A 25,250-nucleotide genomic window follows, 5' to 3' on the forward strand; every position below is an offset into this window, starting at 1 on the left:
CGCATCTATGTTGATATTTATATGGGGATTTATTTTCCTTTTAGCCATAGCAGTGATTTTTTTGATTTGGGCACAATTTACCAATCAAGGTGCTGCCCTCAGTGAAATTCAGTTGAATCAACAATTGGAAACAAAAGTGATTCATCTGGAAGAAAATCTTAAAAAAACCCTGGAAATTATGCAGGATCTGGCCAAGAAAATGCATATTCAGCAAGAAGTGATTGAGAAGACCGCGACTAAACTGAGTCAGGTTGAATCACAAAATGCTGAATTGGTCGGGATATTGGCAAAAGCCAGTTCTACGGATAAACCCTTGCTATAGCTATAATTTCTTACGAATTTACTTTATATCAGCAGCATTCTTAAAACTGCGGCAGATGCCATGCTTATGGCCACTGTAGGCAATAAAGAAAAATGCGATGCTGCAATCAGGGTAATGACTATTGCAATCATATCGGTAGGGTTGTCTTTAACAAAATACGGTGCAATGACCGAGATTAGCACGCAGCCCGGCACAACCTGCATAATTTGGCGTTGCAGTAACAGAATTATTCTATATTTCAGAAAATTCATGGTCACCACCGAATTTGCATGCCAGCTCATCAATCGGTAATGATTCTGGTTATTCAGTTTTCAACCGCTATTAATTAGTTGGTAAAAATCGAACAAATCTGCAAAAAGTCATGTGCACTGCTAAAGTGATCGTGCTAGACTAGGAGAAATCGGGTGTGCTCCCGATTTTTTTATGCGGATTACTTCCGCGCTGACAAGTATTTAGGTTTACAACATGCCCATTTCAGAGACATGGTTATTACCTGATGGTGTAGCTGATGTATTACCAGAACAAGCGCAAGTAATTGAAGCTTTGCGCCGTGAAGCATTAGATTTCCTCGCATCTCGAGGTTATCAGCTGGTGTACACGCCATTTATCGAATACATCGAATCTCTTTCTTCTCTCTCAGAATCGAATCAAGATTTAGACTTAGCCACTTTTAAAGTAATCGACCAACTTTCTGGTCGTTTGCTTGGTGTGCGTGCCGATATGACACCGCAAGTGGCCCGTATCGATGCGCATGTACATCCAGTCGAAGGCGTAGCGCGTTATTGCTATGCTGGCACGGTTTTACACACCAAACCTCAAGGTTTTAATACCACGCGTGCACCGCTGCAATTGGGTGCGGAACTTTTTGGTTCAGACAGTATTGATGCTGACGTCGAAATGATTGACGTGATGCTCAACTTATTAAAAACTGCAAGCTTTGTGGATGGTATCCATCTGGATTTAGGTCATGTCGGCTTATTCCGTAGTCTGGTTAAACATGCTGGTTTAACCAAAGCGGAAGAAAGTCAGCTTTCGGATCTTTATCAACGCAAAGCATTGCCTGAACTGGCTGAATTTACACAAGAATTAAAATTTGGTGCAGATTTTTACGCATTAGGTCGTTATTCAAGTGATTTGGATGCATTAGAAGCCAACCTGAATGCTGAAATTATTGCAGACCCGGCATTTAAACAGGCATTTGATGCAGTAAAAACCACACGATCTGAAATTCAGGCACGCTGGCCAAACTTACATATTGGTATTGATGTTGTAGAACTTCGTTCATATCACTACCACACTGGTTTAATGTATGCGGTATATGCGCCGAACCGTGCAGCACCACTGGCTCAAGGTGGTCGTTATGACGGTATTGGTGAACACTTTGGTCGTGCACGTCCTGCAACGGGCTTCTCTTGTGACTTGTATGCACTCAGTGCAGGCCAGTTTCAGAAGGTTCAGAAGGTTGTTGCACCTAAAGGTACAGACAAAGCATTGCTTGACGCGATTGCAGCTGTGCGTGCACAAGGCTTAAGTGTTATTCAGTTATTAGGTAATGATGATTTAAACTCAATTCCGTTTGCGACTCACCAATTGGTGAATGCTGCGGGCGAGTGGACTGTCGAAAAAATTTAATCGCTAGATGGTGTGTTCATGTCACGCCATTTAGTTTTCTATTTTAACAGCATGATGTAATGAGGCTATTATGGGCAAGAATGTTGTGGTACTTGGTACCCAATGGGGCGACGAAGGCAAAGGCAAGATCGTCGACCTGCTCACAGATCAAGCGGCAGCGGTAGTTCGTTATCAAGGCGGACACAACGCAGGCCATACTCTTGTGGTTGGTGGTAAGAAAACTGTATTACACCTCATTCCATCTGGTATTTTACGTGAAAACGTACTTTGCTTAATTGGTAACGGTGTTGTTCTTTCACCTGAAGCTTTAATCAAAGAGATGGACATTCTTGAAAAAGAAGGCGTGCCAGTACGTGAACGTTTACGTATTTCTCCAAACTGTCCATTAATTCTTCCACACCACATCGCGCTTGACCAAGCACGTGAAATCAAACGTGGTAATGCGAAAATCGGTACGACTGGTCGTGGTATCGGTCCTGCCTACGAAGATAAAGTTGCACGTCGCGCAATTCGTGTTGCTGACCTTGTACGTGGTGGTGAACATCTTAAAGCTCAACTTGAAGAGCTGCTTGAATACCACAACTTCCAGTTGACTCAATTCTTCGGCGTTGAAGCAGTTAACGTTGAAGATGTTCTTGCACTATGCGACGAATGGCGCAAAGTTGTAGCACCTATGGTAATCGACGTGACTGGCGAACTTCACGCATACCGTAAAGCCGGCAAAAAAATCATGTTTGAAGGCGCGCAAGGTTCACTTCTTGACGTTGATCACGGTACATACCCGTATGTAACATCTTCAAACACAACTGCTGGTGGCGTAAGCTCTGGTTCTGGTCTTGGTCCATTGCACCTTGACTATGTATTGGGTATTACTAAAGCGTACACAACTCGTGTAGGTGCTGGTCCATTCCCAACTGAACTTGTATACGATGCTGCTAACGATGTTGGTGATGCAATCGGTAAACACCTTGGTACTGTTGGTTCAGAATTTGGTGCGTCTACTGGTCGTCAACGTCGTTGTGGTTGGTTCGATGCTGAAATTTTACGCCGTTCTGTAGAAGTAAACTCACTTTCTGGTATTTGCTTAACTAAACTTGACGTTCTTGACGGTTTGGAAGAAGTGAAAATCTGTGTAGGTTACGAAGCAGCTGATTCTGGTTGTGTAGGTTCTTCTGATGCGCTTGCATTCGAAACTTTAAAACCGATCTATGAAACTATGCCAGGCTGGTCTGAGTCTACTTTCGGTGCTAAATCACTAGATCAATTGCCACAAGCTGCAATTAATTATGTGAAACGTCTTGAGCAATTGATTGAATGTCCAATCGACATCATTTCAACTGGTCCAGACCGTGAAGAAACGATCGTTCTTCGCCACCCATTTGATGCTTAATTTCAAGCATTAAATTGATTGAAAAGCCTCGCTATATGCGGGGCTTTTTTATGGAATTTGATTTGAAAAATATAAAATAGAAGGGGCATGGAGATAATTTTCGCCAGACTAAAGTTGCATCCGTGCATACTGTTTAATTTAGGGGCTCTTGTTAGAATAAAAAAATATAAAATAAATCTAAGGTTATGCATGATGCATAAAAATATATCAGCAACGATGTTTTATTCATTACTGTTTGCAATGGGTGGGGCTCCGACCATTGCCATGCTGGTGATACAGGCACAAACTCAAGATCCTCAAATTATTAATGCAGCATTTATTGGATTAAGCGTCATTATTGCGTGTATTTTGGTTCCGATTGTACTGATCCAAAATGCAATTTTATTTTTGAAGCGTAAAAACGAGCAACTGGAACAGAAAATTAAACCATTTTGCCAGATATATTTGGGACTGAATATTTTATGTCTAATTTATTGGCTTAGTTTTCAATTTCTTAAATAAGCCTGTTTACATAAATGATATGATTGTGGAGAGAATATTAATTTAAAGATTATTTACTATTCCATATAATCTTTAGAAAAGAGATATCTATTTTTAAGGTGGAGATTATTATAATGAACAGCAAGCTGATGTTAAGTTTGTGTGCAGCTAGTGTAATCACTTTCTCGGGTTGTACTACTGTAGCAGATATGGCTGGGGCAGATTCATCCACATTAAATGTGACGGCTGCACAAGGCTTTAATAAAACTGTTCAGGAAGCAAACGCAAATAAAACCTTGGATACGTCATCATCTACGTATAAACGCATCAATTCGGTATTTTTACGTCTAAAACCTTATGGTGACCAAATTAACCAGACAGGTCAGAAGTTTGACTGGCAACTGGCAGTTCTAAAGTCAGATCAAATTAATGCATATGTAGCACCAGGCGGTAAGGTCGTGTTTTATACCGGTATCGTGAATAAACTCAACCTGACTGATGCAGAAATTGCTGCGGTGATGGGTCACGAGATGGTGCATGCTTTAGAAGAGCATTCTAAACAGAAAATTGGTGCACAGGCGTTAACGGATTTGGCTTTAAATATTGGTCTAGGCTATGCGGGTAATAACGTAGGACAGCTCGGTGCTGCAGCAGCACAGTTAGGTGCACAGGTGGGTGTGGGCTTGCCATATTCACGCAGTCTTGAAAGCCGTGCTGACCAAGGTGGTTTAATGCTCATGGCGCGTGCAGGTTATAATCCGCAAGCGGCAATTACGCTTTGGGAAAAAATGAACAAGTTGGAAGGTGCAGGTGGTGCATCATTCTTGTCGACTCACCCTTCAAATGCACAGCGTATTGATGCAATGCGTAAAAACTTGCCAGCAGCTCAAGCAGTTTATAACAAACGTTAATTGTTTGTAGCTCATTAAAAAAGGATGCTTAGTGCATCCTTTTTTAATTTTTGTACCCTCTCCCTATGGGATGAGCATCCTCAGAATATATTCTGAGTGCGCAAGAGGTGAGGGCATTAAAGGTTATGAGGTTATAAGAAATAAAGAAGTTATTTTTTCCTTTAAAATAGGGTAAAAACTTTTTTACTTCAATTTCCTAATTTCATTTTAAAGCAGTGCTTAAAATGAAATTAGGGTGCTGGATTAGGTTGTTTACGATGAATATCTTCAATACCCTGTAAAACTTCTGCCGATAAATCAATATCAAAGGCCTGAATATTTTCTTTAAGCTGATCCAGATTGGTTGCGCCAATAATGGTGCTGGTGACAAAGAACTGCTGCTTAATAAATGCCAATGCCAGTTGGGTCAGGCTGAGTCCATGCCGTTCTGCAAGTTGGGCATACTGTTCGGTTGCCCATTCACTTTCAGCATTGCTATAACGGCTGAAGCGGGAAAATAAAGTCACGCGCGCATTTGCAGGGCGAGCGCCATGACGGAATTTTCCGGTCAAATAACCGAAAGCTAAAGGTGAGTAAGCCAGTAGTCCGACATTCTCATAGTGGGCAATTTCAGACATGCCAATTTCATAAGTCCGGTTGAGCAGGCTATACGGATTTTGCACACTGACAAATTTTTCCAGGCCTAATTTTTCTGCCAGATGTAAAAACTTTAAAGTGCCCCATGGAGTTTCATTGGACAGCCCAATAGAACGAATACGTCCTTTTTTAATTTCATCACTTAAGGCGCTTAAGGTTTCTTCTAACGCGGTAACTTCCTGCTCATTTTGGGCTTCCGCATTACCATAACCCAGTTTGCCAAAGAAGTTGGTTGGACGTTGGGGCCAATGTAGTTGATACAGGTCGATATAATCGCTTTGCAGGCGTTTTAAGGAACCATCAATAGCAGAAGCAATCTCCGGTGCAGTAAAGCGCGTTTGCCCGTCACGAATGTGACTGCCACCTTGTGAAGGGCCAGCAATTTTTGATGCAATAAACAGTTTTTCACGTTGGCCGCGCTGTGCAATCCAGTTCCCTAGTATGGTCTCAGTTGCACCCTGGGTTTCAGGTTTTGGTGGTACGGGATACATTTCTGCAGTATCCCAAAAAAACAAACCCTGATCTAAAGCATATTCAAGTTGTTGGAAAGCCTCTGCTTGGGTATTTTGTTCACCAAAGGTCATGGTGCCTAAACAAATTTCAGGAACCAGAATCCCGGTGTTTGCTAAAGGTTTGAGTTGCATGCAGATCCATCCTTAATTTTTTATCATGAGGTTTTAAAATAGCTCATAAGGCTAACTTATTTTTTTCGCAGTGTTAAATCATCAATAGTATTAACCTTGTCATAAAATTTAAAAAAGACCGGTCTAAAAATACAGGCATAAAAAAAAGCAAATCCTAAGATTTGCTTTTATCTTGTATGGCATAAAACTTATTCTTCGTCATCGAGGTCATCTAAAGATGTTTCGGCATCCGCAGTTGCAACATCGAAAATCAGGATGGCTTTACCATCGGTCTGGATCATGCCTTGTTCTTCTAGTGTTTTTAAAACACGACCGACCATTTCACGCGAGCATCCTACAATACGACCAATTTCTTGACGGGTAATACGGATTTGACGCCCATTTGGTAAAATCATGGCTTCTGGTTGAGAAGAAAGATCGATCAGACAACGCGCAATACGACCCGATACGTCAATAAATGCCAGGTCAGTCACTTTGCGTGTCGTATTTTTTAAGCGACGAACCAGTTGGGCAAATACGGCATAGCTCAGATCTGGATATTGCTTGCTTAATTCGTGGAAGTTTTCATAGGTAATTTCAGCAATCTCACATACGTCACGTGTGCGTACTTCTGCGGTACGTTGTGGATTTGCTTCAAATAGGCCCATTTCCCCAAAAAAGTCCCCAGCATTCAAATAAGCAACCACAATTTCACGCTCATCATCTTCACGTAAAATAATGGAAACTGAACCTTTTAAAATCAAATAAAGCGATTTTGATTCTGAGCCTGCATCTACAATGGCAGTTCGTTTTGGATAGCGGTTAATATAAGCACGTTTTAATAATGCCTTCACAGACTCAGGTAATTGGCCGGGTGAAAGAGCATCGGTACTCAGTTGTGAAAAGTTTGAAGTCATGCTAACGGTTCCGAATATGGATAATTAATAGATCGCACAAGACCTAAAATGAACTTGTCACATAGAAGAGCTGAAATTCCTTATCAACTCAATTTATGTTAGTGTACAGGTACATCGTAAATTTATAGTTTTTTTCAGGTAGTTGCAATGCAAACAAGCGTTCATTGGCTAGAGAATGTTGCTTTTGAAGCAAAATCGGAAAGTGGTCACCAAATCGTAATGGATGGGGCCGAGGCCTATGGTGGTGAAAACCGTGGACCACGTCCCATGGAGTTGATATTAATGGGACTTGGTGGCTGTGCTTCCTTTGATATTGTGACTATTTTAAAGAAATCTCGCCAAGATGTGACGGATGTTGTATGTCAGTTAAAAGCTGAGCGTGCTGACAGCATTCCTGCGGTATTTACCAAAATCCATTTACACTTTGTGGTGACCGGTAAAGCCGTGAAAGAAAAACAGGTCGCTAAAGCAGTTGAACTTTCAGCTGAAAAATACTGTTCTGCAAGCAAAATGTTATCAGACGGTGGGGTAGAAATTACCCACGATTTTGAAATTATTGAAACAGCATAATAAAAATCTAGATGGCAATTCATTGGTGAATTGCCATTTTTAATCAAACATACAAAACTCATATTGTTGAATATAAAGAAGTTCAGACTTAATTCTTGTCTGGATTAAAAATTTACCTGATTTTATTGTCTGGTTTCTATTTGATTTCAATTTCGCATCTAGATTTTTATCCTTAACATTTAATTGTCATCTGATCTCATTTTTAAGCAGTACGCATCTAGCCAAAATACATCTCAAGATTTTTTCTCCTGAATCTAATCTCTTCGGGTCTTATCTAAATACATTTTGAATAAATTTTTATAAAGAAGCAGTCTAAATTGACTTGAAAAAAATAGCCCAAATACCCATATTATAATTAAGGTTTACTTTTTTAACTTAATTATATTAGTTGTTGAAAATTAAAATATTTTTTAAGAAATTTTATTGAAAAATATCAAACCATTCCCATCTATTATCCAAGTACAAAATTTGTTGTGAGGAAAATAAGAATGCGTTTTGAAAAATTTACAAACCGCTTGCAGCAAGCTTTATCAGATGCTCAATCCTTGGCCATGGGTAAAGACCATACCGCAATATCAGGTATTCATATTTTATCGGTGCTCTTAGAAGAACCGGCCAATATCAGCTTGTTACAACAAGCCGGGGCAAATCTGCGTGATCTTCAAACTAAATTGCAGCAAGCGCTTCAAGATGCACCGACCATTGCCAATCCTACTGGAGACATTAACCTAAACCCCGAAGCAGTACGCGCATTAAATCTGGCGGACAGCTATGCACAAAAAGCTGGGGATGAGTTTCTGTCTACCGATTGGGTGCTGTTAGCCTTAGCAGAAACCGGGGCAACCAAAACTTTATTAAATAATGTAGGCCTAACCACTGAAGGCTTACGCAAAGCAATTGAAAATATTCGAGGCGGCGAACAAGTCATGAGTAATACCCACGAAGATCAACGTGATTCACTCAATAAATACACCATTGATTTAACTGAACGTGCCCTGAATGGCAAGCTCGATCCTGTGATAGGCCGCGATGAAGAAATCCGTCGTACCATTCAGGTGTTGTCACGCCGTACCAAAAACAACCCGGTTCTGATTGGTGAGCCAGGGGTGGGTAAAACTGCGATTGTAGAAGGCTTGGCACAGCGTATTGTTAATAATGAAGTGCCGGAAGGTTTGAAAGGTAAACGGGTTCTATCTTTGGACTTGGGTTCATTGTTGGCCGGTGCAAAATATCGTGGTGAGTTTGAAGAGCGTTTAAAAGCAGTGCTCAAAGATTTGGCCAAATATGAAGGGCAAATCATTCTGTTCATTGATGAATTGCATACGCTGGTGGGTGCAGGTAAAGGCGATGGTGCCATGGACGCCGGCAACATGTTGAAACCTGCATTGGCTCGTGGTGAGCTGCGCTGTGTGGGTGCGACAACACTGGATGAATATCGTCAATATATTGAAAAAGATGCTGCATTGGAACGCCGTTTCCAGAAGGTACTGGTTGATGAACCAAGCGTTGAAGATACCATTGCGATTTTGCGTGGCTTGAAAGAAAAGTACGCCACCCATCATGGGGTGCAAATTCTGGATTCGGCCATTATTGCGGCTGCGAAGATGTCGCATCGTTATATTACCGATCGTCAATTGCCGGATAAGGCCATTGACCTGATTGATGAAGCAGCTTCGCGGATCAAAATGGAAATTGACTCAAAACCTGAGCCACTCGACCGTTTGGACCGCCGTTTGATTCAGCTAAAAATGCAACTGGAAGCAGTCAAACAGGATGCAGATTCAGTCAGTAAGGCTGAAGTGACCCATCTGGAAAAACAGATTGAGGAAGTTCAGCGTGAATATAATGATCTGGAAGAAGTGTGGCGTGCCGAAAAAGCTTTGGTTCAAGGTACCAGTCAGGCTCAAACCGAATTGGACAAAGCACGTACCGCTTTTGAAAAAGCCCAACGTGAAGGTGACTTGGCTGAAGCCAGCCGTTTGCAATATGGCGTCATTCCCGAGCTGCAAAAACGTCTGGATGCAGAAGAAGTTGCTGAAGAAAATAACGAAGAGCCTAAACTGATTCGTACCAAAGTCACTGAAAATGAAATTGCTGAAGTGGTCAGTGCTGCAACCGGTATCCCTGTCGCTAAAATGCTGCAAGGTGAACGCGAGAAACTGCTAAATATGGAAGAATTCTTGCATAACCGTGTCGTGGGGCAAGATGAAGCCGTAGTGGCTGTATCGAATGCAGTGCGTCGTTCTCGTGCAGGCTTGTCTGACCCAAACCGTCCTAGTGGCTCATTCCTGTTCTTGGGTCCTACCGGGGTGGGTAAAACTGAATTGACCAAAGCATTGGCTAATTTCCTGTTCGACAGTGATGATGCCATGGTACGTATCGATATGAGCGAGTTCATGGAGAAACATTCCGTCAGCCGTCTGGTGGGTGCACCTCCGGGATACGTGGGCTATGAAGAAGGAGGGATCTTGACTGAAGCAGTACGCCGTAAACCTTATAGTGTGGTGCTGTTTGATGAGGTCGAGAAAGCCCATCCAGATGTATTTAACATCTTGCTGCAAGTGCTGGATGATGGCCGTTTGACCGACTCGCAGGGTCGTGTGGTGGACTTCAAAAATACGGTCATTGTGTTGACTTCAAACCTCGGTTCACAGGATGTACGTGAACTGGGTGAACACGCAACTGATGATGAAGTTCGTACGGTGGTGATGAGCGCGGTATCTCAACACTTCCGTCCGGAATTCATTAACCGTATTGATGAGTTGGTGGTATTCCATTCACTGAAAAAAGCCCAAATTCGTGGTATTGCCGATATTCAGCTAGATCGTTTACGTGCACGTTTAAGCGAAAAAGATATGCGACTTTCAGTGGATGATAGTGCATTTGATCAGTTGATTGATGCCGGTTTTGACCCTGTGTATGGTGCTCGTCCATTAAAGCGTGCTATCCAGCAACAAGTAGAAAATACATTGGCGCAAAAAATCCTGAGTGGTGATTTTCTGCCAGGAGATACCATTTTCGTGAAAGGGGAAAATGGTCATCTTGAATTTGAAAAAATGAAATTAAGTTAATTTGCTGTAAATAGAAAAAAACCTGGCTTCGGCCGGGTTTTTTTACGCCTGACAATTTCAGTCGAAAAAGTGAAAATTTGGGTAAAAAATTGACATAATTTCTAATGTTTTTGTGATTCTTTATGCATATAAGTTATTAATATGCAAAATAATTATCTTTTATTAAAAAATTTACTTATACTTTTCTTTAATAAAAACACATAAATCTAGAGCAGATACTATGTCAAAATTAACTTGGGGTCTGGGAAGCATTGTGGTATTGGCAACAGCGGTCATAGGAGGGAATTTATATGCAGACAAAAGTTTAACTTCCTATTATCAACAGCATCAAAAATCAAATTTCATGTCGATTCAGTATAAAAATTTTAATATGGGTGCGATGCAGGGTTCTGCTGACTGGACGGCCGAATTTACTCTTGATCCCTGTAAGCCTAAAGATATCCTGATGATTAGCGGGCAAGATGAAATCAAGCGCAGCTGGAATGGCTATCAGATTCAATCAAAAATCTCCCTAAAACAAGGTGATGCAACCTTCCAACGCTTACTGAAGCAACCGTTAACAGTTCAAACAAAAATTGATTGGTTGGGAAGAATGCACACTTCACTCGTCACTCCGGTGTATGAGAAAAATGATGCAGATATACAAACTCGCATTGATCCCATGACTTTTACAATCCTTGCCAAATCAAAAGATGACCAATTCGATGTGTTGAATGTAAAATTTCAAATTCCGAATATGACGGTGAATGATAAATTGGGCCATGTACAGATGCGTGATTTAGAGTTTGAGACCAATCAGGGCTTAAATTCTGTTTTGGATGAAGGGAAAACTCGATTAAATATTGCTTCAATTCAGCGTACGGATAGAAATGTACAGCAGTTTGGCAGTGGTGAATTAAAAGGCTTTGCTTTGCGGGTAAATACTCAGCTCGATAAAACCAAGGTTGCTTTTGATACTCAGGTCAAAATTGATGAAATGACCATGTATAAAACTCCTAGTTTTCATGATTTTGAAATGAACTTTAAGCTGGCTGCTCTTAATCGACAAAAAGTGCAGAATTTTTTTGATTTATTGGAAAAAAGTAGTGCAGCATGTATAGCAAAAGAAGAACTCAATCAGGATGTGGTAAGCAGTTTCCTGGCGATTGTAAATGACGGTTTTGCTTTTGAATCGCAGAACAATCAAATTAAGGTGGGAGATGGATATGCCAAGGCGAGCCTGACGGGCAAGGTGATGCCAGGTCATCAAACATCTTTTGAAAGCTTGTTCAAAATGGCACCGAATCTGGTCGAATATCAGGCGAATGTTGAATATGATAAACAAATTATGAAAACGATCATGAAGAATTATTTGCAACAGGGCGGTAAAACCTTATCTGATCAAGAACTTGAGCAAATGCTGAATGGTATGCAGCAGTCGCTGCAAGCTAAACGGGAGGGCGATATCCTCAAGGTTGGCATTGAATATAAATACGGTGAAAAGAAATTTTTAAATTAACATATGTAAAAACAAAGGCTGCCAGATAGGCAGCCTTTTTAGTTAGTGCAGTATCTAAAATATATTAGCCATTTTGTGGATGCTGGATTTTCCAGGCACGGTGAATCTTGGTATTACGCTTGAAGTCCGGGCCAATGGTTTCATTGGTAATTTCCTGAACATCAAAGAATGCCAGAATTTCCTCATCCATCTCAAAACCACGGTAGTTGTTGGAGAAGTACAAGGTACCTTCCGTGGTTAAGCGGTTCATGGCACGTTTAAGGAGTGACAGGTGGTCACGTTGCACATCGAATGTGCCATAAAACTTTTTCGAATTGGAGAAAGTTGGCGGATCGATAAAGATTAGGTCATATTGTTCATGGCCTTCTTTCAACCATTCAAAACAGTCGCTGGCAAAGAACTGATGCTGTTCATCGGCATGATCTACCGTTAAACCATTCAAGACAAAGTTTTCTTTAGACCAGTTTAAGTAGGTATTGGATAAATCGACACTGGTAGTACTTGCAGCACCACCTAAAGCGGCATGTAAACTCGCAGTTGAGGTGTAACTGTATAAATTCAGGAAGTGCTTGCCTTTGGCTTCAGCCGCAATACGTAAACGCATTTGACGATGGTCAAGGAACAGCCCGGTATCCAGATAGTCTGTCAGGTTCACTAAAATCTTGGCTTTGCCTTCTTGCACAATAAAGCGTTTAGAGGCGGTACTTTGTTTGGTGTACTGGCTTTTACCTTCCTGACGGGCACGTGTCTTAATAAAGATCGCATCACGGCCTAAACCAGTTACCGAACGAATGGCCTGCAACGCGAGATTAAAACGCTTTTTGGCTTTTTCCGGATCGATGGTTTTTGGTGGCGCATATTCTTGTACGTGCAAGCGATCGCCGTATAAATCCACTGCAACATTAAAATCTGGCAAATCGGCATCGTATAAACGCAAGCAGTAGATATTTTCTTTCACTGCCCATTTTTTCAGGTTTTGCATGTTCTTTTGCAAACGGTTGGTAAAGTCCTGCGCACCTTCAATTGGCTCGAACTGCTGTGGCTGCCAATGTGCTAAAAATGGTTCTGACACAGCAGCCGGTTTGATGATGCCGAAACGCACGTAAATAGGCAATTTACCATTCATCAAACGTAGAATTTGTGGCTCATTAAAGGCCAGTACATCGGCTTGTTCAACCTGTGCAGCAATTACGGCTGCATATTGATTCGGGAAGTTCTTTTGCAACAGGGCAGACAAGCCTAAATATAAAGCACGGTTCGATGCTTTATCGCCTAAACGCTCACCATAAGGCGGGTTAGTCACAATAAATGAGGTTTTGCCTTCAGCTTTGAAATCTGGCCAATCAGCCAAGGTACGCTCTTCAATTTTGATATGGTCAAGCAATGCTTCAAAGCCTGCAGCAATAATATTCTGTTTGGTGGCTTTCACTGCTTCCCAGTCGGCATCATAAGCATAGAACTGCGGTAAAGGCTGCTCTAAAGCTGCTTTATAACGTTCTGCTGCTTCAGCTTTAATCGACATCCATAATTCATGGTCATGTCCATTCCAGCCATTGAAGCCAAAGCGACGTACCAGACCTGGCGCACGGTCAGTCAGCATCATCAGTGATTCAATGATAAAAGTCCCTGAACCACACATTGGATCCAAAATAATATCGGGATTACGTTTTTTTAATTGGGCTTTTTGCAGAATGGCTGCTGCGAGGTTTTCTTTAATCGGCGCATCGGTCATGTAATGACGATAGCCACGTTTATGTAAAGAGTCACCAGATAAATCCAGGCAATAAGTATGCGCAGTTTTGCCAGCAAGCACATAGAGGGTAATTTCTGGCTGTTTGATGTCGATGCTTGGACGTTTGCCCACCGCTTCCATAAAGGAATCCACCACACCATCTTTTACCCGTAAAGTTGCGAATTGTGTATTGACCTTAATTTCACGTTCTACATGTAAACGAATGGCAAATGTACTTTGTGGTGCGAAAATGAGCGACCAGTCAAAGTTGATTGCACCTTCATAGAGCTCTTCTGCCACATCACGTGCGTCATGGGTAAATTCAAGTTCATGAACATGAATAGGGGTTAAGACACGTGAAGCTAAACGCGACCACATGCAAACACGGTATGCATCTGCCAATGTGCCTTTGAAAATCAAACGACCCGGTAACTGTTCAATATTTTGAACACCTAAACCTTCAATTTCCTCGCGGAGTAAGGTTTCAAGTCCATCTGCACAGGTGACCCAGTAATTGCTTAAACGTGAAGAGGTATTCATAAAATAGAGAGACCGAAAAAATAAAATAAAAACTTGTATAAGTTTAACTTATTTTAGTGCTGAAAAATTTTTATATTTTGAAAACTTCAAGCAACTTAGGTCAGTGTATTAATTATAAAAAGCTCTAAATGTTGGAATAAAAAGCCAATTAAAAATTCAGGGGATATGTAAAATTACACTGGGCTTAAAAATGAATTTTAAAATTTAATCAATGGATTTTATGTAGGGTAAAGTATGAATATTACAGCAAGAAAGGATGATATTTTTTCAGTTGCGACATTGTTGTATGCACGCTTAAGGAAAGTGAATAGCCGGGTTATTGATGTCATGTATTTAATGCAGGATCGTTCCTATGCACATTATGTGGTCACACTTGCACTTGAGACAAAAGATCCAGAACTTGCGGGCTATGTGGAACGTCTGCGAGCTCTTTTAGACTTGCAAGAAGATCATGAGCTTATAAATGGAGAAGACCAACAGATTCTTCTTTCGAAGGAAAATAACACCAATAAAAAAGCTCTTGACGAAGGTCATGTAAGTTTTAGCCTATTCTAAAATAGAATAAAAACATAATTTTAAGAGAGCTCATATGTTAAATCATATGAGCTTTTTTTATATTGGTACAGATATTGCTACATAGCCCAGTGAGGCAGCTTGATCAAGGAGAGTGCTTGATGCCTCGCTTTCTTTTTTAGAGACGGGAATGACAAATGTCAGAAAGTGTAATCATTACAAATGAAGTTTTTTCAGTGGCAACTCTCATTTATGCACGGTTAAGACGGGTATCCGGGCGCGTGATTGATGCAAGCTATCTTACAGAGAACGTCGAATATGCCGAACATGTGATGGCAATGGCGAAACAAACACAAGACCCTGAATTACTTCGCCTGGTTGAACGTTTGACTAAAGTGCTGGGATTAAAAATTGATGAAGAGCCGATAAATGAAATTCAGTTCACGCAACATGAAGGCTTAATTTCGGTTGAACCCACTCAAGAAGACATAGAGCGTGCACAAGGGGTCAACCGCTACATTGGTGCTTTACGCTAGTTGCCTAAGGTAACTCGGAACCAGGCTGAGTTACCTGTTTTTATTTTAAAATCAGATGGCTAAATCATTGAATGGTTAAATTATGTTATTGAAAAATTAAATAGGAATTATATTTTTATTTCAAATACCGAGCTGCTTTTTAGACAAGTAAGATCAAGCTGAACTATTTAAATCGATTAAACTCTGTATAATACGTTGACTTAACGTATAAGGAATCTCTTATGCACTTGGCGGCATTGCATACTCCGAGCCAGATTCAACTCAACCAAGATGGTAACTTAAAACATTTCCTCACCATCGAAGGCCTTTCTAAAGAAACCCTCACAAAAATATTGGACACTGCGCAGTCCTTTTTTAATGACCAAAATCAGCTGATTACCAATAACCTGCTTGAAGGCCGTACGGTAATGAATCTGTTTTTTGAAAACTCTACCCGTACCCGCACCACTTTTGAGGCAGCTGCAAAGCGTCTTTCCGCCAATGTGTTGAACATTGATATTGCCCGTTCAAGTACCTCCAAAGGTGAAACGCTTCGCGACACGCTGTGGAACCTGGAAGCGATGGCAACGGACATTTTTGTGGTACGTCATTCATCTTCAGGTGCGCCGCATTTTATTGCCAAAGATGTCTGTCCCAATGTAGCCATTATTAATGCCGGCGATGGTCGTCATGCACATCCGACTCAAGCCATGCTGGATATGCTGACCATTCGCCGTGAAACCAAAAAGAATTTTGAAGATATCAGCATTGCCATTATTGGCGACATCAAGCATTCTCGCGTTGCGCGTTCTGATGTTGCGGCATTGCAAACATTAGGTTGTAAAGATATCCGTGTGATTGCGCCCAATACCTTGCTGCCTTATGGTTTTGCTGAATACGGTGAAGATGTTCGCCTATTTAACAACATGGAAGATGGCATTAAAGATTGTGACGTGATCATCACACTGCGTATTCAAAATGAACGTATTGATTCCCCAGCACTCTCTTCCCAAGCTGAATTCTACAAAATGTACGGTTTGAACAAAGAGCGTCTGGCTTTGGCTAAACCGGATTGCATCGTGATGCATCCAGGCCCAATGAACCGTGGTGTAGAAATTGATTCCAGCATTGCTGATGGAACACAATCGGTGATTCTGCATCAGGTGACTAACGGTATTGCGGTACGTATGGCGGTGTTGGCACTGGCAATGCAAGGTCAGTTGCAAGAAAAAGCTTTGTTAGAAGCGATTGCGGGATAAGGGAAAGTCATGAGTATAGTAAAAATTGAAAATGTACGTGTCTTAGACCCAATCAAAAAAACCGACAGCGTACAAACGGTTTATCTTGAAAATGGCAAGCTGGTTGCTGAAACTGCCAACGTGACTGAAACGATTGACGGGCAAGGCAAATGGCTGATGCCCACCATGGTGGATCTGTGCGCGCGTTTACGTGAACCGGGTCAGCAACAGCACGGGACCTTGAAGTCTGAAGGAAAGGCGGCACGTGAAAACGGTATTTTGCATGTGTTTACTCCGCCAGACTCAAAACCCATTGTTCAAGACAATGGTGCCTTAATCCATGGTCTGGTTGAAAAAGCCATGCTGGATGGCGGCATCTATCTACAGGTGATTGGCGCGCAAACTCAAGGTTTGAAAGGACATCAACCTGCCAATATGGCTGGCCTGAAAAAAGGCGGCTGTACTGCGGTTTCCAATGCCAATGCGCCATTTGCCAACGATGATGTGGTGATTCGTACCCTTGAATATGCTGCAGGTCTAAACATGACCGTGGTGTTCTATGCAGAAGAACCACAAATTGCCAAAGATGGTTGTGTGCATGAAGGCTTTATCGCTTCACGTCAGGGCCTGCCAATGATTCCTGCTTTGGCAGAAACTGTGGCCATTGCAAAATATCTGCTCATGATTGAAGCCACAGGTGTGCGTGCCCACTTTGGCTTGTTGTCATGTGGTGCTTCTGTTGAATTGATCCGCATTGCAAAAGAAAAAGGTTTGCCAGTAACTTGCGATGTTGCCATGCACCAATTACATCTAACCGATCAGCTGATTGATGGTTTTAATTCATTGGCGCATGTACGTCCTCCTTTACGTTCCGAGCAAGACAAGAACTTGCTGCGTCAAGGTGTGAAAGACGGTGTAATTGATGCAATTACCACTCACCATGAACCACTCAGCAGCTCTGCGAAAATGGCGCCATTTGCTGAAACTCAACCGGGTTTTACTGCATTTGATACATTTGTACCTTTTGGTATTCAACTGATTAATGAAGGTTTGTTTGAACCTTTAGAATGGGTGGAGAAAGTCACGCTTGCACCGGCAAAAGTAGCCAACATGTTGGAACGCTGGACTGAAGAAGCGGGTTGGGCATTGGTTGATCCTGAACTTGAATGGACAGTCAGTAAAGAGAGCATTATCTCTCAAGGCAAAAATACGCCACTAATTAACCAGAAAGTGGTTGGTAAAGTGATTAAAACTTTTGCGGCTTAAACAATTAGATTGTTTTTAGAATTTAAGAAAGTCAGCTTCGGCTGGCTTTTTTTTGTTCAAAAATAAAATAGTATTCAAATAATACAATTTATTACACTGTTTAAAAAATGAGCTAATAGACTAAAAAAGGTGGCTAAAAAGAAAATAAGAGGAATAAAGAATGAACATGAATTTGATAGATTTATTAAAGCAGAAAGTATCTGCAATGGTTCTGGAGGGAGAAGCTACCCATCTAAGTGAAAAAAATCAGGCACTCAGCAGTTTTTTTCCTATTCTGTTATCCATCTTAAAATCTAAACCCGATCTTATTACCAATTTACAGCATCAATTAAATCCGCGACTGGGTGATATCTTCAACATTAACCCCACTTTAAAGCAGGAGTTTTTGCAACAGATTTCCGGCACGGTGCCGACCGAAACAATCGAATCAACTCTCAATCGTGCTATAGCACCCACCTTGGGTGTACTGGAAGATGAGGCTGGATCTTCCGAGCCCAGTGCCATCATACATCTGATTGAAACCCAATGGCCTGCGGTAACGAGTGCCTTGCCGCATTGGGCTCCCGCACTACTCAGTGCTTTGGGGATAAATACTGCATCAGGGCAAACTTTACATCAAGCGCCCTCCGTTGATCCTTATCGGGTACCCGAGGAAAAAAGGAAATCAGGTTTTTTAATTCCCTTGATTGTTTTCCTTATTTTAGCTGCACTATTGGCATTTATTTTTAAGTCGTGTTCAGATAAGCAGGAAACCGCTACTGCCAGTGGAATACCTGCCACAAGTGCAAGTAGTGAGCCTGCAAAATTGCAACTGAGTACCGGTTCTACCGGTGATTTAACCAGCTGTCAGCTCTATTCTGGCAATGCAAATTACATTGATATTCTGCAAAATGAAATTAAACAGATTTTTAATCATCCTATCGGTTGCGGCGTAGAAAATAATGCGCGTTATCACTCGGAATTTATCGATCAGGATGTGATTCCAAGTGTATTGAAGCTGGTTAAGGGTGTGCCAAATGCTTCATTAACCTGGATGGGTGACCAGCTCTCTATTCAGACTGCTAATCCAGCTGATGCTGAACAGCTTGCAGCTAAAATTCGTCCCCTGGTAAAAAATATGACTGTACTGACTCCGGCTGGAATGGAGAGTGTATCAGCAGCTGTAGATACCAATACGGCGATTACTGCAGGCAATAGCAATGCAGAAAAAGCATTGAAAGAAATTAATCCAGATCAGATTCGTGCGCTAGATATTGCTACGGCATTGAATTTGCAGATTATTAATTTTTCGACATCAAGTGCAGAAATCCCTGATGCCAATAAATCGATTTTAGAACAGGCGGCTGCGCTGATTAAGCGGGCACCGCAAGTACATTTAACCGTAAAAGGTCATACCGATGCATCTGGAAATGCTCAAGTCAATAAAGCCTTATCGCAAAAGCGTGCGCAGACGATAGTGGATTATCTGGTTAAACACGGTGTAGATCCAGCTCAGTTACAAGCAGTGGGCTATGGTTCGGAACAACCTGTAGCGGATAATGCAACGCCTGAAGGCCAGTTTAAAAATCGCCGGATTGAGTTTGAGGTGCTAAATACCGAAACAGGCGTGGTGCGTGAAGTGGATGAGCAGGGTGTCAATAAACAGTAAGGGAGTGAAGTAAGAAATAGCTCCTATTTAAAAACAGTAGGCTTAACAATACTTGTTGAATAGTAATTAAATAAAAGGATGAATTGATTCGTCCTTTTATTATTGGCATGCTTGTGTTGAATTGTAAAACGTGAACTTGCTATGCGAATTAGTTTTATTGGTGCGGGGCGGGTGGCTCATCATCTTGCTGCTGTTCTAAGCCAAAATCATCAAATTGTGCAGATTTATAGCCGAACTTTAGCACATGCCCAGACTTTGGCTGTTCAGGTATCTGCAAGGGCTACGACCAATATTGCAGAACTTGAACCGGATGTGGATTTGGTGATCATTGCAGTGAGTGATCAGGCCATTGCTGAGGTCATTCAAAAGGTACATGCACAATTGGCAGATATTTTGATTGTACACACCTCGGGCAGTACCGATATTCAAGTTCTGGCACGGGTTCATACACGTGCCGGAGTGTTTTATCCTTTACAGACATTTAGCTTGCAACGTGAAGTGGATTGGCAGGCAACGCCCTTGCTTGTGGAGGCAAGCCAGTCGCATGATCTGGAGCGATTGACCCATTTAGCAAATAGCCTAAGTTCACGTGTTTATGCCTATACATCGGCACAGCGTTTAAGTTTACATCTGGCGGCAGTGTTTGCCTGTAATTTTAGCAATTATTGTTATGACATGGCGAAGCAGATTGTCGATGCCAAGCAGGTAGATTTCTCGCTGCTTTATCCGTTGATTTTGGAAACAGCGCATAAAGCTGTACAGCATGACCCTAAACAAGTACAGACAGGGCCTGCAATGCGAGGGGATAAAAATATCTTGAATATGCATCAGCAGATGTTAGATGATGTTGATCGGGAAGATTTGAAAAATGTGTATCAGTTGCTGAGTCAACAGATTCTGCAAACGCATCAGGCTAAAGCGTGACTCAAACTTAAATAGATTTAGCTCATGTATTACAAAAGGAGAGGTGTATGGCCAAGGATTTTAAAAGTCAGTATGTTGTGGATGGCTATGATGAACATATCCGGAAATTAATTCCCGGCTATGAAGTTGTACATCAACAGATCAGGGCTTTATTAAAAACGTATGTAGATGAATATGCGCATGTGCTGATTGTCGGTTGTGGAACAGGCTATGAGCTGGGGCATCTGGTCCAATCGTTCCCTGACTGGACCTTTACTGCAACCGAGTTGTCGGAAACCATGCTGGATAAAGCCAAACATCATATTCATGCCTTAAATGCATCGCATCGGGTGGAGTTTGTATTGGGCAATCTGGATCAGTTAAAAACAGGCCAATTTTATGATGCGGCACTTTCTATTCTGGTTACGCATTTTGTGGACTATGCAGATAAGCCCCAATTCTTTAAAGCCATTTCTTCGCATTTAAAATCTCAAGGAATATTCATAACTTTTGACTTGACCAGAATCAAGTCCGAGCAGGGGTTGCAAGCACTCAAATATCTATGTGAGGCAAACGGCTTAACTACTTCGCAGGCTGCGGCAATGGTGGATCGTTTAGACGATGACTTTTATCCACTCTCGGAACAGGAAACATTTGAACAACTCAAAGGCTGTGGTTTTGATTCTATAGAACGCTTTACCCAAATTCTCTGCTATCAGGGCTTCATTGCTCAAGTTTAAAAATGTGTGGTCATGGTTATGGAATTACTGCACATCCATATATTTATTTAATTTGGATGAAAGATACTGCTGTTGCATCCAGTTCTATGCTATTAAAAGACACTATAAAACGAATAAATAAAATAATGCTAAGGAACAAAAAAAGATGCAACAGGAATTCGATTACATCATCATTGGTGGAGGCAGTGCCGGCAGTGTTTTAGCAAGCCGTTTAACTGAAGATCCGAACATTTCGGTATGCCTTTTGGAGGCAGGGGACAACGGGGAAAATTGGACCGTGAATATCCCTGCCGCAGCTGTAGTTAGTTTACCGAGCAAAATTAATAACTGGGCTTTTGAAACCGTACCGCAGGCAGGACTGAATGGGCGTAAAGGCTATCAGCCTCGCGGCAAAGGTCTGGGTGGCTCTTCCAATATCAATGCCATGATTTATATACGTGGTAATCAGGCAGACTATGATCATTGGGCTTCTTTAGGCAATACCGGATGGTCTTATCAAGAGGTATTGCCATATTTTATCAAATCCGAAAATAATGAACGCCTGCAGAATGAATATCATGGCAATTCAGGGCCGCTTTCAGTTTCCGATGTACGCACTGACAATCCGCTGCATCAGCGCTATATTGCAGCTGCAAAGGAACAAGGCTACAAAATACTGGATGACTTTAATGGCGCGGAACAGGAAGGGCTAGGCGTTTATCAGGTCACCCATGTCAATGGTGAGCGTTGCAGCGCTGCCCGTGCCTATTTATATCCGCATTTGCAGCAGCCAAATCTGATGGTTTTGACCCAGGCGCTGACGCAGAAGATTCTGATTGAACAGAAAACGGCTATAGGTGTAGAAGTTCAGCATGCCGGGAAAATCAAGCAGCTACGTGCCCGCAAAGAGGTATTGCTCAGCGCTGGCGCAATCCAGTCACCGCAAATTTTGATGCTGTCTGGCATTGGGGATCAGGCTGAGCTGAAAGCGTATCAGATTGAAGTGCAGCATCATTTACCCGGTGTAGGTAAAAATTTTCATGATCATCCCGACTTTATTTTTGGCTATAGTGTTAAAGATATTCAGGGAACTTTCGGCATATCCATCCTAGGCTCGCTGGATATGTTTAAGCAGGTGGGGCGTTATCGAAAGGAACGCCGTGGCATGATTGCTTCAAACTTTGCCGAATGTGGCGGTTTTTTAAAAAGCGATCCATCACTCTCTATTCCAAACTTGCAATTGCATTTTGTGGTGGCGCTGGTCGATGATCATGCACGTAAATTTCATGCCAGTCATGGGGTTTCCTGTCACGTTTGCCTGTTAAATCCGCGCAGTCGTGGTTCGGTTCAGCTGAGCGGTAACAAAATTTCTGATCCATTAAAAATTGATCCTAACTTTTTGGCAGATGAACAGGATTTGGAAGACCTGGTGCAAGGCTTTAAACTCACGCGAAAACTGATGCATTCGCCATCATTATCTGAAATTTATAAACGTGACCTGTTTACCGAGCATGTCAAAACCGATGATGATATTCGCCAGATTCTGCGTGAGCGCACAGACACGGTTTATCATCCGGTCGGCAGTTGTAAGATGGGTGTGGATGACATGGCTGTGGTTGACCCGCAATTACGGGTTTACGGTATACAGAATTTGCGCGTGGTGGATGCATCCATTATGCCAACCGTGGTAAATGGCAATACCAATGCGCCGGTGATCATGATTGCGGAAAAAGCGGCCGATTTGATCCGTCAAAGTGCACTTACGCAGTATGTGGCTTGAATAGACAAGAAATTGTACTGACATCAACTTAAGTTTCATCTATGTTGTAAAACAAGAAAAATAGGAAAAAAGATTATGGCGATGGAACAGCATCAGCTTTTTGAAAGCCTCGATGAGCCTGGAACAGGCGATTCTGACACAGCGGAGGGGCAGTTGCAGCAAGTCTTTGAACTGCAGAAGCAGGTATTTAAAGCACAGACTTATCCTGGTTTTGAACAACGCAAGCAGCATTTGCAAACATTGTATCAAATGGTCGCACAGCATCAGGATGAAATTGCTGAGGCCATCAGCCATGATTTTTCCAACCGCAGTGCCGATGAAACCCGACTGTTTGAAGTGATGACCAGCTTGAATGGCATCAAGCACAGTCTGAAGCATTTAAGAAAATGGATGAAGCCGAGCAAGCGGGAAGTCGGTATTCTGTTCCAGCCCGCCAGCGGCTATGTCATGTATCAGCCTTTAGGGGTTATCGGCGTAATTGTGCCCTGGAACTATCCTTTGTTTTTGGCAATCGGGCCATTGGCACAGGCTTTGGCAGCAGGCAATAACGTGATGCTGAAAATGAGCGAGTACACGCCTGCGTTTTCTGAACTGTTTAAAAAGTTGATTGCAGAAAACTTTGCCCAAAGTCATGTCAATGTCATTACGGGTGATGCACAAATCGCACAAGAGTTCACCCAACTGCCATTCGATCACTTGCTGTTTACTGGTGCAACTTCAATTGCATCACATGTACTGCATGCGGCAGCTGAGCATTTGACTCCAGTCACGTTAGAGCTGGGCGGCAAATCTCCAGTCATTGTGGCTCAGGATGCAGACTTGAAAGAAAGCGCGCGCCGTATCGCTTTTGGTAAAACCATGAATGCAGGTCAAACCTGTGTAGCACCGGATTATGCCATGGTGCATCGCAGTCAGCAGGATGAATTCATCAAAGCCTATTTTGACGTGATTCAGCAGTTTTATCCCGACAGCATTCATGCCAATCCAGATTACACCGCCATCGTCAATGAGCGTCAGTTCGCGCGTTTACAGCATTATTTACTGGATGCACAGCAAAAAGGCGCGCAGCTGATCCAGATTGAGCCGGAAGCGGATGGCAGACGCATGCCACATGCAATCGTTACAGATGTAAATGACAATATGCAATTGATGCAGAATGAAATCTTTGGGCCTATTTTGCCGATTGTCTGCTATGAGCATATAGACGAAGCGATTGAGTATATCAATGCACGTGAGCGTCCTTTAGCCTTGTATTACTTTGGCTATAACAAGGCTGAACAGCAGAAAGTGCTGCATGAAACCCATAGTGGCGGTGTCTGCCTGAATGAAACCCTCATGACCGCCGGAATGGAAGATATGCCGTTTGGAGGCATTGGCGCTTCAGGCATGGGGCATTATCATGGTCATGAAGGCTTTAAGACCTTTAGTCATGCCAAGTCGGTTTTTGTTCGGCCAAAATTTAGCTTGATGAAATTGATTTATCCACCGTATGGAACGTGGATTCAACAGCTGATTTACCGTTTATTTATACGCTAATGGCCCAATAAAAAAGCGCTCGGTTGAGTGCTTTTTTATTACAATATTTATCGGCGAAATCAGCCAATTTTCTTAAACAGGAAGTCATTAATTTTATGACCTTCCTCTAAGCCGCGACGCTCAAATTTTGTTTGCGGACGCCAGTCCGGGCGAGGGTAGCTGTTGCCTTTGCCTGCCATATTTTCAAGATTTGGACGGTTATCTAAAACGTCGAGCATCCATTCAGCATACGGTTCCCAATCGGTCGCTGAGTGGAAAGTACCGCCCATTTCCAGTTTTTGTTCCACCAGTGGCATACGGTCGTGTGATACAAAGCGACGTTTGAAATGGCGTTTCTTTTGCCAAGGATCAGGGAAATACAGCTGTACGGCATTAATGCTGTTATCTGGCATTTCGCGAAGTACCTGAATGGCATCCGCATCAAGCAAGCGTAAGTTGGTTAGACCTGCCATACCGGCTTCATACACACATTGCGCAATACCCGGAACATGGACTTCAATACCGACATAGTTACGCTCAGGGTTGGCTTTTGCCATGAGTACCAGTGAGCGACCCATACCAAAACCAATTTCAACGGTAAGCGGGCGTTCAGGGTGCTCAAACTGCTGACGTAAGTCACCCACCGGATATTCCAAAATTAGGTGACCATATTGTTCAAGCGCAGTACGTTGAGAGGTATTCAGCGGAGATGAACGACGCATAAAAGTGACAATTTCACGATGTTCATTCAAGTTGTCCAGCTCTACGACTTGCTGGTCTAATTGATCGTTCGACATAACTTTGGCAAATGTAAAAAATTCGAATGCGGTA

21 protein-coding genes and 1 pseudogene are annotated in these 25,250 nt (G+C 42.2%); 17 read left to right on the forward strand and 5 right to left on the reverse strand.

The features are described from left to right. The first annotated feature begins 7 nt into the window (after positions 1-7). The gene (locus WAE57_RS01000) at positions 8-322 is read left to right on the forward strand and encodes a hypothetical protein (RefSeq protein WP_337707637.1); all 315 of its coding nucleotides are present in this window, start codon (positions 8-10) and stop codon (positions 320-322) included. A 23-nt stretch (positions 323-345) separates the two neighbouring features. On the opposite strand, the pseudogene WAE57_RS01005 reads toward WAE57_RS01000, so the two are convergent. Continuing rightward, positions 346-537: pseudogene (locus tag WAE57_RS01005) on the reverse strand (AzlD domain-containing protein); the annotation flags it as partial. 250 nt (positions 538-787) lie between these two features. On the opposite strand from WAE57_RS01005, the gene WAE57_RS01010 reads away from it, so the two are divergent. From WAE57_RS01010 to WAE57_RS01025, 4 genes are all read left to right on the forward strand, one after another. Further along, positions 788-1,954, forward strand: a complete 1,167-nt coding sequence (locus WAE57_RS01010) for an ATP phosphoribosyltransferase regulatory subunit (protein ID WP_237788078.1) — start codon at positions 788-790, stop codon at positions 1,952-1,954. A 70-nt stretch (positions 1,955-2,024) separates the two neighbouring features. Continuing rightward, the gene (locus WAE57_RS01015) at positions 2,025-3,344 is read left to right on the forward strand and encodes an adenylosuccinate synthase (RefSeq protein WP_086176328.1); all 1,320 of its coding nucleotides are present in this window, start codon (positions 2,025-2,027) and stop codon (positions 3,342-3,344) included. Positions 3,345-3,536: 192 nt separating this feature from the next. Beyond that, positions 3,537-3,845, forward strand: coding sequence for a hypothetical protein (locus WAE57_RS01020; RefSeq protein ID WP_237788080.1), 309 nt, complete (start codon positions 3,537-3,539; stop codon positions 3,843-3,845). 113 nt (positions 3,846-3,958) lie between these two features. Further along, positions 3,959-4,735, forward strand: a complete 777-nt coding sequence (locus tag WAE57_RS01025) for a M48 family metallopeptidase (RefSeq protein WP_237788081.1) — start codon at positions 3,959-3,961, stop codon at positions 4,733-4,735. A 230-nt stretch (positions 4,736-4,965) separates the two neighbouring features. On the opposite strand, the gene WAE57_RS01030 is transcribed toward WAE57_RS01025, so the two are convergent. Beyond that, positions 4,966-6,015, reverse strand: a complete 1,050-nt coding sequence (locus WAE57_RS01030; RefSeq protein WP_337707639.1) for an NADP(H)-dependent aldo-keto reductase — start codon at positions 6,013-6,015, stop codon at positions 4,966-4,968. Positions 6,016-6,203: 188 nt separating this feature from the next. Continuing rightward, positions 6,204-6,911 (reverse strand): cAMP-activated global transcriptional regulator CRP, encoded by a 708-nt coding sequence (gene crp, locus WAE57_RS01035; protein ID WP_237788083.1) that lies wholly within the window; start codon positions 6,909-6,911, stop codon positions 6,204-6,206. A 147-nt stretch (positions 6,912-7,058) separates the two neighbouring features. On the opposite strand from crp, the gene WAE57_RS01040 reads away from it, so the two are divergent. From WAE57_RS01040 to WAE57_RS01050, 3 genes are all read left to right on the forward strand, one after another. Next, on the forward strand, positions 7,059-7,481 hold the full coding sequence (locus tag WAE57_RS01040; protein ID WP_337707640.1) for an OsmC family protein: 423 nt from the start codon (positions 7,059-7,061) through the stop codon (positions 7,479-7,481). 488 nt (positions 7,482-7,969) lie between these two features. Beyond that, positions 7,970-10,552 carry an ATP-dependent chaperone ClpB gene (clpB, locus tag WAE57_RS01045; RefSeq protein ID WP_337707641.1) on the forward strand — a complete coding sequence of 861 codons (2,583 nt, stop codon included), beginning with the start codon at positions 7,970-7,972 and terminating at the stop codon, positions 10,550-10,552. Between the two features lie 220 nt (positions 10,553-10,772). Continuing rightward, positions 10,773-12,050: a hypothetical protein gene (locus tag WAE57_RS01050; protein ID WP_337707642.1), complete on the forward strand. Its 1,278-nt coding sequence runs from the start codon at positions 10,773-10,775 to the stop codon at positions 12,048-12,050. 64 nt (positions 12,051-12,114) lie between these two features. Here the strand turns inward: WAE57_RS01050 and rlmKL are convergent, their stop codons facing one another. Next, positions 12,115-14,322: a bifunctional 23S rRNA (guanine(2069)-N(7))-methyltransferase RlmK/23S rRNA (guanine(2445)-N(2))-methyltransferase RlmL gene (gene rlmKL / locus WAE57_RS01055; RefSeq protein ID WP_337707643.1), complete on the reverse strand. Its 2,208-nt coding sequence runs from the start codon at positions 14,320-14,322 to the stop codon at positions 12,115-12,117. A 234-nt stretch (positions 14,323-14,556) separates the two neighbouring features. Between rlmKL and WAE57_RS01060 the strand changes: the two genes are divergently transcribed. From WAE57_RS01060 to WAE57_RS01100, 9 genes are all read left to right on the forward strand, one after another. Then, positions 14,557-14,877: a hypothetical protein gene (locus WAE57_RS01060; protein ID WP_337707644.1), complete on the forward strand. Its 321-nt coding sequence runs from the start codon at positions 14,557-14,559 to the stop codon at positions 14,875-14,877. A 155-nt stretch (positions 14,878-15,032) separates the two neighbouring features. After that, positions 15,033-15,371 carry a hypothetical protein gene (locus tag WAE57_RS01065; protein ID WP_237788089.1) on the forward strand — a complete coding sequence of 113 codons (339 nt, stop codon included), beginning with the start codon at positions 15,033-15,035 and terminating at the stop codon, positions 15,369-15,371. Positions 15,372-15,592: 221 nt separating this feature from the next. Beyond that, positions 15,593-16,609: an aspartate carbamoyltransferase catalytic subunit gene (locus WAE57_RS01070; protein ID WP_337707645.1), complete on the forward strand. Its 1,017-nt coding sequence runs from the start codon at positions 15,593-15,595 to the stop codon at positions 16,607-16,609. A 9-nt stretch (positions 16,610-16,618) separates the two neighbouring features. Next, positions 16,619-17,854: a dihydroorotase gene (locus tag WAE57_RS01075; protein ID WP_337707646.1), complete on the forward strand. Its 1,236-nt coding sequence runs from the start codon at positions 16,619-16,621 to the stop codon at positions 17,852-17,854. A gap of 160 nt (positions 17,855-18,014) precedes the next feature. Further along, entirely contained in the window at positions 18,015-19,502 is a 1,488-nt protein-coding gene (locus WAE57_RS01080) for an OmpA family protein (protein ID WP_337707647.1), read from the forward strand. 141 nt (positions 19,503-19,643) lie between these two features. Next, positions 19,644-20,426, forward strand: a complete 783-nt coding sequence (locus WAE57_RS01085; RefSeq protein ID WP_337707648.1) for a DUF2520 domain-containing protein — start codon at positions 19,644-19,646, stop codon at positions 20,424-20,426. 47 nt (positions 20,427-20,473) lie between these two features. Then, positions 20,474-21,145: a class I SAM-dependent methyltransferase gene (locus tag WAE57_RS01090; RefSeq protein ID WP_337707649.1), complete on the forward strand. Its 672-nt coding sequence runs from the start codon at positions 20,474-20,476 to the stop codon at positions 21,143-21,145. A gap of 145 nt (positions 21,146-21,290) precedes the next feature. Continuing rightward, positions 21,291-22,904 (forward strand): choline dehydrogenase, encoded by a 1,614-nt coding sequence (locus tag WAE57_RS01095; RefSeq protein ID WP_337707650.1) that lies wholly within the window; start codon positions 21,291-21,293, stop codon positions 22,902-22,904. Between the two features lie 75 nt (positions 22,905-22,979). Continuing rightward, on the forward strand, positions 22,980-24,440 hold the full coding sequence (locus tag WAE57_RS01100) for a coniferyl aldehyde dehydrogenase (protein WP_337707651.1): 1,461 nt from the start codon (positions 22,980-22,982) through the stop codon (positions 24,438-24,440). 59 nt (positions 24,441-24,499) lie between these two features. Here the strand turns inward: WAE57_RS01100 and trmB are convergent, their stop codons facing one another. Continuing rightward, positions 24,500-25,216: a tRNA (guanosine(46)-N7)-methyltransferase TrmB gene (trmB, locus tag WAE57_RS01105; protein WP_237788097.1), complete on the reverse strand. Its 717-nt coding sequence runs from the start codon at positions 25,214-25,216 to the stop codon at positions 24,500-24,502. Positions 25,217-25,250: the final 34 nt, after the last annotated feature.

It is taken from the genome of Acinetobacter sp. NS-4, from assembly GCF_037402435.1.
Taxonomy (GTDB): Bacteria; Pseudomonadota; Gammaproteobacteria; order Pseudomonadales; family Moraxellaceae; genus Acinetobacter.